Genomic DNA, 9732 nt, shown 5'->3' with positions numbered 1-9732 from the left:
GGCTGGGCGAGCCGGTGGCCGAACCCGGGGCGCCGCCCGCGCCGCCCGCAGCCTTCTGGCCGCCGATCGCATAGATCCGCCCGTCACAGCCGGTGGTGGCCGCGAGGTAGGCGCGGGGGGCGGGAAGCGCGGTGACGGTCTCCCAGCTGCGCAGCGGGCCGGCCGTCGACGGGTAGGAGGGGCAGTTGCCGCCCGAGGGGCTCGCGGTGGCGGGGCTGCCTGGGGTGCTGGTTGGTGCCGCGGCGGCTCCCGTGCCGAGCAGACCGGGTGAGGCGAGCGCGGCCGTCAGGGTGGCGGCCAGAACGAAGGTGCGTGAGGTGCACCGACGTGACGTGCGGGACCAACTCATGGGTTCCCCCCTCCGAGGCCCGCGTCCGCGGACCCGACCGACGGGTGGATCGCGTGGCTAGGTGGCGTCGCGGGCCCGGACGGCCTGGGCGTCCGCACAGAACGAACACGCAGTGTGTTCCCTCTGTTTCAGAGTGCAATCTTCTGGTGCGGGTGGTCGCGGTGACGCGGCCTCGGGCGGCCCGCGGCCCGCGTAACCCCTTGCCGTGCCCAGCCAGCCGCCGTCGCCCTGTCGAGGGCTGAAACTGTCGTCGGTTTAGCGTCAGATAGTGCCAGTGAGTGCCGTATAGTAGTGGTGTGAACCTCAAGGAATGGGCCGCCGCGAACGGGGTCGGGTACTCCACTGCCCGCCAGTGGTTCCTTGACGGCAAGCTCCCGGTCCCCGCGCGTCGGGTGGGCGGGCTGATCCTCGTCGACCAGCCCGCGCGAGCGGACCCGTTGGAGACGGTGGCGGTGTATGCCCGGGTCCCGTCCGCCGGCCAGCAGTCGGACCTTGACCGGCAGGTCGCTCGGATCGTCACCTGGACTGCCGGCCAGAACCTGGCCGTCGGCAAGGTTGTCACCGAGGTCGGGTCCGCGCTCGACGGGCATCGGCGGAAGTTCCTCGCACTGTTGCGCGACCCGGACGTGACGACGATCGTCGTCGAACACCGCGACAGCTTCGCCCGGTTCGGCGCCGAATACGTTCAGGCCGCACTGGAAGCGTCGGGCCGGCGGCTGCTGGTGGTCGACCCGGCCGAGGTCGACGACGACCTGGTCCGTGACATCACGGAGATCCTGACGTCGATGTGCGCCCGGCTGTACGGCCGGCGGGCGGCGGCGAACCGGGCTGCCCGTGCGGTCGCCGCGGCCACCGAGGGCGGCGCCCCGTGAAGACGCTCCAGGCGTACCGCTTCGTCCTCGACCCGAACGGCACTCAACGTGCCGGCCTGCGCCGGCATGCGGGTGCGTCGAGGTTCACCTGCAACTGGGGCCAGGCTCGGGTGAAGGCGGCGCTGTCGCAGCGCGCCGCCGAGGAGACCTACGGCGTTACCGGCGACGGGCTGACTCCGGTGCCGTGGATGCTTCCCGCGTTGCGCCTCGCGTGGAACGCGGCCAAGCGGGAGATCGCGCCGTGGTGGGACGAGTGCTCGAAGGAGGCGTTCTCCGCCGGGCTCGACCGGCTCGCCCGCGCGTTGAAGAACTTCACCGACTCCCGCAAGGGACAACGCAAGGGACAACGCAAGGGCCGGCGGGTCGGCTTCCCCCGGATCGGCCGGGCGAGGGTCCACGAGCCGATGGACGCGCTCACCGGCCGTCTGGCCGATGGCCGGGCCCGGCTGCTCGGCGCGACCGTGTCCCGCACGGCAGACCGCTGGTTCGTGTCGTTCACCGCCCAGGTCGACCGGGACACCCCCGCCGAGCCATCGCGCCGCCAGCGCGCCGCCGAACTGGCCCATGTCCACGCCCGGATCGTCAACCAGCGCCGCGACGGGCTCCACAAGCTCACGACCCGGCTCGTGAAGACCCACGACGTTGTGGTCGTGGAAGACCTCAACGTCACCGGAATGGTCCGCAACCGGCGCCTCGCGAAGGCCGTCGCCACCGCCGGCTTCGCAGAGATCCGCCGCCAGCTTGCCTACAAGACCGACTGGTACGGCTCGGCACTGCACGTCGCGGACCGCTGGTACCCGAGCTCGAAGACCTGTTCCGGCTGTGGCTGGCGAGACCCAAGCCTGACCCTGGCCGGCCGCACCTTCGCCTGCCAGTCCTGCGGGCTGGTACTCGACCGTGACCTGAACGCCGCGGTCAACCTGCGTACCCTTGTCGCCGCCAGTGCGTCGGAGACGGAAGACGCCCGTGGAGCCGACCGTAAGACCCACCCCGGTGGGCAGGTGGCTACGAAACGGGAACCCGGCACGGCCCGCGCCGGTCAGACCGGGAGTGCCGCCCCGCAAGGGACGGCGGCATGAAGCGCGCTATCCGACGCCCTCATGCAACGGTGACCGCCCTGCACGCGCGCGTGCTCGCCCGGCTGACCGGCGCGGCCGAGGCGCGGCGAAGCGAGCGCTTCTTCGCCGACCAGGGGCGGGTCGTGGCCGCCCTCGTCGGCCTGTCCGTCCTCGGGTCGGCCGCGGTCGCCGCGGGGCCGTTCATCCTGCGCCACCTCATCGACACCTCGCTGCCGACCGGCCGGGTGCGCGACCTCGCCGTCCCCGTCCTGCTGCTGTGCGCGGTGCTGGTGTTCGAGTCGACGGTCCTGTCCGTGCGGATGGCGCTCATCGCCCGGCTCGGCGGGGTCGTCTCGGTACGCATCCGCCAGACCGTCAACGCCCATCTGCAGCGGCTGCCGTTCGCCTTCTTCCCCCGCAGCCAGCAGGGCGAGGTGATGACGGTGATGTCCTCGGATGTCCTCGCCGCCCAGAACGCGATCTCCGCGACCGTGCAGGCGGTCATCTGCCGGCTGGCGGACATCGTCGTCGGCACCGTCGTCGTCTTCGTGCTGGACTGGCGGCTCAGCGGTGCGGTGATGGTGTTCGCCCCCGCCACCCTGGTGATCATTCGTTCCGGGCGCCGTCGCCTGGCCGCGCTGTCGCAGCGCCAGCGCGAGTTCGACGGCCAGCTGATGTCCCAGGTCGCCGACACCTCCTCGGTGTCCGGGGCGCTGCACGTGCGGCTGTTCGACCGGGTCGACTACGAGCGGGAGCGGTTCGACGCGGCCGGCGCCGAGCTGCTGGCCGCCGCCCGAGAACAGGCCAGGCTCACCTCGCGGGTCCGTTTCCTGGTCAATCTCGGCATCGTCGCGACGATGACCGCCGTGGTGACCCTCGGCGCCTGGCTGGTCTCCTCTGACCGCACGACGCTCGGCACGGTGGCCGCCCTCGGCGGCGCACTGCTGGTGTCGTTCGGCCCGCTGTCCTCCGCGGTCGACCTGCGCTCCGAGCTGGCGGGCGCCGGCGCCTCGTTCCGGCGGATCTTCGCCCTGCTCGACGTGCCCGAGGACGAGGCCAGGGTGCTGGCCGCCGGGTCGCCGGCCGCAGTCGCGGTGCCTCGGGCGCGGGCCGCCCCGGCCCCGGCCCCGGCGTCGGGGGTGGGCCTGGCGCCGGTGGGCCTCGAGCTGATGCTCGACGACGTGTGGTTCGCCTATGACCAGGCCGTGCCGGGACCCGCGCGGGCGGCGGGCGCCGCGCCGCACGAGTATCCCGGCCCCGACGACCCGTCCTGGAATCTGCGCGGGGTGACGCTGCGCGTCGCGGCCGGGACGACCACGGCCGTCGTCGGCGCCAGCGGCGCCGGCAAGTCGACGATCGCTTACCTCGCCAGCGGGGTGCACCGCCCGCAGCGGGGCCGGGTCCTGCTCGGGGGCGTCCCACTCGACGCGATCCCCCCGGCCCGGCTGCACGCGGCGATCGGCGTGGTCCCGCAGGATCCGCACCTGTTCCACGACACGATCGCGGCGAACCTCCGCTATGGCCGGCTGGATGCCACCGACGACGAACTCCGGGCCGCCCTCGACGCGGCCAGCCTGTCCGCCCTGCTTGACCGGCTGCCCGAGGGGTTGGCGACCCGGGTCGGCGCGCGGGGCTACCGGCTGTCCGGCGGCGAGCGCCAGCGGCTCGCCATCGCCCGCGTCCTGCTGCAGTCGCCGCAGGTGCTGGTGCTCGACGAGGCGACGTCCGCGCTGGACACGCTCTCCGAGGCGGCGGTGCGCTCGGCGCTGGACCGGCTCGCCGTCGGCCGGACCTGCCTGGTGATCGCCCACCGGCTGTCTACGGTGATCGACGCCGACCGCATCCACGTCATGGATCACGGCCGCGTCGTCGAGGACGGCACCCACCGTGACCTGCTCGCCGACGGCGGCGCCTACGCCCGGCTCTACCGGCCGAGCACAGTCTGACCGGCCGAGACCGGCAGGGCGACAGCCGACGCGGCGGCCCGGCGCTTTGTCGTGGGACGGCGGGCACCGCGGGGCGCGGGATGGCAGGAGCGCCGTGGGCGGAACGTGGTTTATCGCCCGCGGAAGGAGCATTCCGGTAGTGGATCCGGTGCGGCCGGCGCCGTCGTGGCACCCGCCGGCCCGGACCGCGACCGGCAGGTCGAAAGGAGACCACCGCATGACCTCCACTGCCGGGCATGCCACCGCCACCGGTGGCTATTCGCACCGCCAGATCATGGTCATTCTCTCCGGCCTGCTGCTGGGGATGTTCCTCGCGGCGCTGGACCAGACGGTGGTCTCCACGGCGATCTACCGGATCGGTGAGAGCCTGCACGGGCTGACCGCGCAGGCCTGGGTCACCACGGCCTTCCTGATCACTTCGACCATCGCCACCCCGCTGTACGGCAAGCTGTCCGACCTGTACGGGCGTAAACCGTTCTTCCTGTTCGCGATCGCCGTGTTCATCACCGGCTCGGCGCTGTGCACGTTCGCGACGTCGATGTACATGCTCGCCGCGTTCCGGGCCGTGCAGGGCATCGGGGCGGGCGGCCTGTTCTCCCTCGCCCTGGCGATCGTCGGCGACATCATCCCGCCGCGGGAACGGGCGAAGTACCAGGGCTACTTCATGGCGGTGTTCGGCACCTCCAGCGTCCTCGGGCCCGTCGTCGGCGGTGCGCTGGCCGGCCAGGACACGTTGCTCGGCGTCGACGGCTGGCGGTGGATCTTCCTGATCAACGTGCCGATCGGCATCCTCGCGCTCGTCGTCGTCGCGCGGGTCCTGCACATAGAGCACGAGCGCCGCGAGCACCACATCGACTACCTCGGCGCCGCGGCGCTGGTCGTCGCGCTGGTGCCCCTGCTCATCGTCGCCGAGCAGGGCCGCGAGTGGGGCTGGGGCGCGGGCTACTCCCTGGCCTGCTACGGCGTCGGGCTGGTCGGCATCGCCGTGTTCGTGGTGGCGGAGCGGCACGCCCAGGACGATGCGCTGCTGCCGCCCCGGCTGTTCCGCAACGGGGTCTTCGCCGTCGGCTCCGCCCAGTCGGCGATCATCGGCATTGGCATGTTCGGCGGAATCACCCTGATCCCCCTCTACCTCCAGCTCGTCAAGGGGAACTCGCCGACCAAGGCCGGCCTGCTCACCCTCCCGCTGGTGCTGGGCATCATGGTGCTGTCGCTCGTGGCGGGGCAGATCACCGCGCGGACCGGCCGTTACAAGGTCCTTCCCGTGATCGGGTCGGCGCTGCTCGTCGTCGGGATGCTGCTGCTGTGGCGGCTGTCGGCCGACAGCAGCCTGGTCTACGTCGACCTGGCGATGTTCGTCGTCGGCGCCGGGCTGGGCCTGAACATGCAGACGATCGTCCTGGCCATGCAGAACGCCGTGCCGCCGCGGGACATCGGGGTGGCGACGTCCTCGACGACCTTCTTTCGGCAGCTCGGCGGCACCCTGGGCGTGGCGGTGTTCCTGTCGGTCGTGTACTCGATCGTCGGCTCCCGGATCACCTCCGCCTACGCGGACGCGCGCGGCACGGCGGCGTTCGACGCCGCCGCGCGCAGCCATCCCGACCAGCTCAAGGTGCTCGGCTCCGCGTCCTCTGGCGGCTCGGGCAGCCTCAACGACACCTCGTTCCTGCGCGGCCTCGACTCGGCGCTGACCCACCCGTTCAAGGTCGGCTTCACCGAGGCGATCACGGTCGCCTTCCTGATCGGCGCCGCCGTGCTGGCCCTCGCCTTCGTGCTGTCCCTGATGCTCAAGGAGGTGCCGCTGCGGGAGACCGGCGCGGCCTTCGCCGAGCCGGACGCGGAGAATGCCGCGTCTCCGGACGCCGGGTCCTCAGCTCCCAGCGGCAGTCGCTAAAGGTGGCCGCGGCGAACCATCAGCGCGAGCACACAGGCCGAGGGCGCCATCGGCAACCACACGGTGATCAGGCGGTAGCCGAGGACCGCGGCGAGCGCGACGGGGGCGGACTGCCCCGCGGCGATGATCGCCGCGGTCAGGGCCGCGTCGAGCGAGCCGAAGCCGCCCGGCGAGGGCACCAGGGCCGAGGCCGCGCTGGCGGCGAAGTACAGCGCGAAGACCGCTCCGACGCCGAGCGGGAGGTGCAGCGCGCGCATGATCGCCCACAGGGTGCCGGCGTGCAGCAGGGGGATGGCCGCGGAGCCACCCCACAGCATCGCCGCCCGGGTGGGAGAGCTGATCGTGGAGCGCATCGACCGTAGCTGGTCGACGACTCGCGCCCACACCCGGTGCGCCAGCCGGCGGGCGGCCGGCACCAGCCAGCCCACCAGCGCGGTGACGGCGACGGCCGCCGCGGCCACCGCGACGCCCAGGGCCACCGGGCCGCCGTCCGGCAGCCGGGCGGAGTCCACCGGCAGGAATCCCCCCGCCAGCAGGACGGCCAGCACGGCCAGATGGGTGGTGACCCCGGCGGTGGCGTCGAGGCCGACCGCCGTCAGGGATTCCCGCAGGGAGAAACCGTTCCGGTGCAGGAAACGCAGCTTCACCGCGCCGACCCCGAACCCGGCGGGCAGCACATGATTGGCGACGCTGCCCGCCACCTGGGCGGCGAGCAGCCGGCGCACCGGCAGCGACCGGGACACCGTCCCCTGCTGGCAGGCCGCGCCGGCGATCCAGGTGAGCTGGGCGACGCCGATCGCGCCCACCAGCCAGAAGGGGTGGGCGCTGGCCAGCGCGTCGATGCCGGTCCGCACCGTCGACCATGAGCGCACCAGCCACACCGCCGCCACCAGCGGCGCCGCGCAGGCCAGCAGCGGGCGAACCAGCCAGAACCGGCCGCGCCGGGGCGCGACGACCAGCGCCGCGGCGCTGTCGAGGGCCGGTGCGGGCAGCACCCCGCCGCCCGCCGCCGACCCTGGTGCCTGGCGCCTCACCGTCCTCCCGTCCTGGCGTCTGCGTGGCCCTGGCCCGCGTCAACTCGGTCCGCGTCAACTCGGTCCGCCTCGACGCTGTCCGGGATGACGCTGTCCGGGATGACGCCGCCCGCCGCGATGGTTTCTGCCATGTCCTCGTCGAGGATTGCGCGACGCGCCTGTGCCGGTTCAAAGGAGTGTGACGCGACCGGGTCGAGATCGGAACCCGAGCTCCCCGCGAGCAGCCCGGCGAGGCGTCCGGCGAGCGCGCCCCAGCTCCAGGCCGCGCGCATCCATTCCCGCCCGGCCAGGCCCATCCGAGCGGCCCGGTCGGGATCGTCGAGCAGTTCCACGACGGCACGGGCCACGGCGGGGGTGTCCCGGCCGTCGACCACCTCGCCCGTGCGGCCGGGCAGGACGACGTCCGGTGCGCCGCCCTGAGCACCGGTGATGACGGGCAGCCCGCTGGCCGCCCCCTCCAGGGAGGACAGGCCGAGCCCCTCCAGATCCAGGCCGAGCCAACGGGTGCGTGACGGCATGGCGAACACGTCGGCGGCGTCGAGGTAGGCGGGCAGCTCCTCGTCGGCGATCGCGCCGGCGAAGTGCACCTCGTCCGCCACCCCGACCTGCCCGGCGAGACGGCGCAGCCGGGCCTCGGCGGGTCCCTGCCCGACGAGCAGCAGGCGTGCCCCGGGGTGGCGGCGTTGCACAGCTGGCCAGCCGCGGATGAGAGTGTCCTGCCCCTTGCGCGGCACCATCCGGGCCACACAGATCACGACCGGGCGGTCCGACCAGCCCAGGGCGCGACGGATGTCATCCCCGCCGGCCCCGGGCCGGAAGCGGTGGGTGTCGACGCCGCCGGTGAGCCGGGCGAGGGTGGTGCCCTTCGGGGACACGGCGACCAGCCGGCGGCGGGTGAACGCGGTGAGATACGTCAACACGTCGGCGCGGGCGGCCACGGTGCGCACCAGTGACCAGCCCACCGGTAGCCGGGACCAGGCGACCTCGTGTCCGTGACTGGACGCCACCACCCTGGTGACGCCCTCCTCGCGCAGCGTCGGGGCGAGCATCCCGAACGGTGCGGCGGTGGGGAACCAGACGGCCTCGCAGCCCTCGGTGCGTACGAGCGAGCGCAGCATCCGCCGGGACTGCGGCGAGGTGAGGATCCGCTCGCCGGCCCGGACCACCGGGAAGGGCAGCGTGCGGTCGTACGCCTCGGCGCCGGGCGCCGCCGGCGCGACGACGATGACCCGGTCGGCGGGCAGACCGGCGGTGAGGTGGCAGGCGAACGTCTGAATGCCACCGAGGACCGGGGGGAACTTGTCCGCCACTACCAGCGTCCGGGGCAGGTCGGCGGCCTTGGGGATACCGGCCGGCCGGGCGTCGGGGGGCGCCGCCGGTGCGGGCACGCCACCGCCCGGCGGCACGGACTCGTCCGGTCCCGCCGGGCCGGGAGTCCGCCTCACGCGGCGTCCGGCCGGTGGAGGTGTACGGCATGCGGCGGCGGGAGGCATGCGTCGGCCCGTATGACGGGCCACGACGGCAGTCGACCATCCATGAGGGGAGATGATGGCAGGCGGCCGGTGTGAGCCGGATGAGTGCCGCGAATGGGATGCGCCCCGCGGTGCCCGGCTGGCGGTCTGTGGCCGGTGACGGCGGTCGCGACGGGCGGTGTCGAACCGGTCCGGACCGCCGCACACCGCCGGCGTCTCTGCGAATGCGCCGCTCACCTCACCCGGCGGGAGACCACCCGATGCGAGCCGGGCGGGGTCGGTTGGGCGGCCCGAGTATCCGGGTAGGCAGTGGACGGGCTGTCCGCGCCGCCGGCGCGCCGGCCGGGGGCGATCAGCCACGCGGCGGGGAAGGAGCACGACGATGGTGGGCACGCTTACCGTCACGGAACGTCGCGGCTGGCTCGACTGGGCGCTGGACACCTTCGACATGCAGGTACGGGCCGTGCCACCCGGTTCCTGGGCGGCGCCGACGCCATGCCGGGACTGGGACGCCCGCGCGCTGGTCAACCACCTCACCGTCGAGCACCTGTGGGTCCCGCCGTTGCTGGCCGGCCTCACCCGGGAGGACATCGGCACCCGGTTCGACGGGGATCAGCTCGGCGACGATCCGGTCGCGCGCTGGACGGCGACGGCCCGCCGTAGCCGGGACGCCTGGGACCGGCCGGAGGCCTGGTCGTCGATCCCGACGCTGTCGTTCGGACCGACCCCCGCGGGCGAGTACGCCTTCCAGCTCACCGCCGACCTGCTCATCCACAGCTGGGACCTGGCCCGGGCGGTCGACGCCGCCGGGCGGCTGCCCGGCGACACCACATCGGCGCGGACCGTCGGCAACAACCGCGAACTCGTGCACTGGGTCCACGACAGCCTGCGCCGGCAGATCGACGCCTGGCGAGTGGTCGGCATCTTCGCCAACCCCGTCACGGTGCCGGACGACGCGGACGAATGGACCCGGCTGATCGCCCTCACCGGCCGTTCACCGGACTGGCAGCCCCGCCTCGACAGTGGCCAGCACCTCGACGGAGGTCAGCACAGGGGGTAGATCAGGATCGGCGTCCCCGCCCCGCCGGCCGCGGCGGTGGGTGGGGC

7 protein-coding genes and 1 pseudogene are annotated in these 9732 nt (G+C 73.5%); 5 read left to right on the top strand and 3 right to left on the bottom strand.

Translation table 11 applies throughout. The features are described 5' to 3' along the window. A pseudogene (locus NBZ85_RS21760) lies at window positions 1–349 on the bottom strand (galactose oxidase); the annotation flags it as partial. A gap of 296 nt (window positions 350–645) precedes the next feature. Here NBZ85_RS21760 and NBZ85_RS21755 point away from each other — a divergent pair. The 4 genes from NBZ85_RS21755 to NBZ85_RS21740 all read left to right on the top strand — a co-directional run bounded on the left by NBZ85_RS21755 (window position 646) and on the right by NBZ85_RS21740 (window position 6119). Next, window positions 646–1221, top strand: a complete 576-nt coding sequence (locus NBZ85_RS21755; protein ID WP_261554192.1) for an IS607 family transposase — start codon at window positions 646–648, stop codon at window positions 1219–1221. Continuing rightward, window positions 1218–2300, top strand: a complete 1083-nt coding sequence (locus NBZ85_RS21750; protein WP_261554174.1) for an RNA-guided endonuclease TnpB family protein — start codon at window positions 1218–1220, stop codon at window positions 2298–2300. Before NBZ85_RS21755 ends, NBZ85_RS21750 begins: the two co-directional genes overlap by 4 nt. Then, on the top strand, window positions 2297–4225 hold the full coding sequence (locus tag NBZ85_RS21745; protein ID WP_261562506.1) for an ABC transporter ATP-binding protein: 1929 nt from the start codon (window positions 2297–2299) through the stop codon (window positions 4223–4225). The genes NBZ85_RS21750 and NBZ85_RS21745 overlap by 4 nt, the downstream gene beginning before the upstream one ends. 217 nt (window positions 4226–4442) lie before the next feature. After that, entirely contained in the window at window positions 4443–6119 is a 1677-nt protein-coding gene (locus NBZ85_RS21740; protein ID WP_261554172.1) for an MDR family MFS transporter, read from the top strand. On the opposite strand, the gene NBZ85_RS21735 is transcribed toward NBZ85_RS21740, so the two are convergent. Next, window positions 6116–7153: a lysylphosphatidylglycerol synthase transmembrane domain-containing protein gene (locus NBZ85_RS21735; protein ID WP_261554171.1), complete on the bottom strand. Its 1038-nt coding sequence runs from the start codon at window positions 7151–7153 to the stop codon at window positions 6116–6118. The genes NBZ85_RS21740 and NBZ85_RS21735 overlap by 4 nt on opposite strands. Beyond that, a complete protein-coding gene (locus tag NBZ85_RS21730; RefSeq protein WP_372517655.1) occupies window positions 7150–8598 on the bottom strand; it encodes a glycosyltransferase family 4 protein in 1449 nt (482 codons plus the stop codon). The genes NBZ85_RS21735 and NBZ85_RS21730 overlap by 4 nt, the downstream gene beginning before the upstream one ends. A gap of 409 nt (window positions 8599–9007) precedes the next feature. On the opposite strand from NBZ85_RS21730, the gene NBZ85_RS21725 reads away from it, so the two are divergent. Next, complete coding sequence (locus tag NBZ85_RS21725; protein ID WP_261554170.1) at window positions 9008–9685, top strand: TIGR03086 family metal-binding protein; 678 nt, start codon at window positions 9008–9010, stop codon at window positions 9683–9685. Window positions 9686–9732 lie beyond the last annotated feature (47 nt).

This window comes from Frankia tisae (assembly GCF_025403405.1).
GTDB classification, from domain to species: Bacteria; Actinomycetota; Actinomycetes; order Frankiales; family Frankiaceae; genus Frankia; species Frankia tisai.
This window is presented reverse-complemented; position numbering and strand designations above follow the sequence as displayed.

Bases quoted from the DNA above. Each gene is read 5' to 3' on its own strand.
- NBZ85_RS21740 (WP_261554172.1), top strand. From the start codon at position 4,443: ATGACCTCCACTGCCGGGCATGCCACCGCCACCGGTGGCTATTCGCAC.
- NBZ85_RS21725 (WP_261554170.1), top strand. From the start codon at position 9,008: ATGGTGGGCACGCTTACCGTCACGGAACGTCGCGGCTGGCTCGACTGG.
- NBZ85_RS21745 (WP_261562506.1), top strand. From the start codon at position 2,297: ATGAAGCGCGCTATCCGACGCCCTCATGCAACGGTGACCGCCCTGCAC.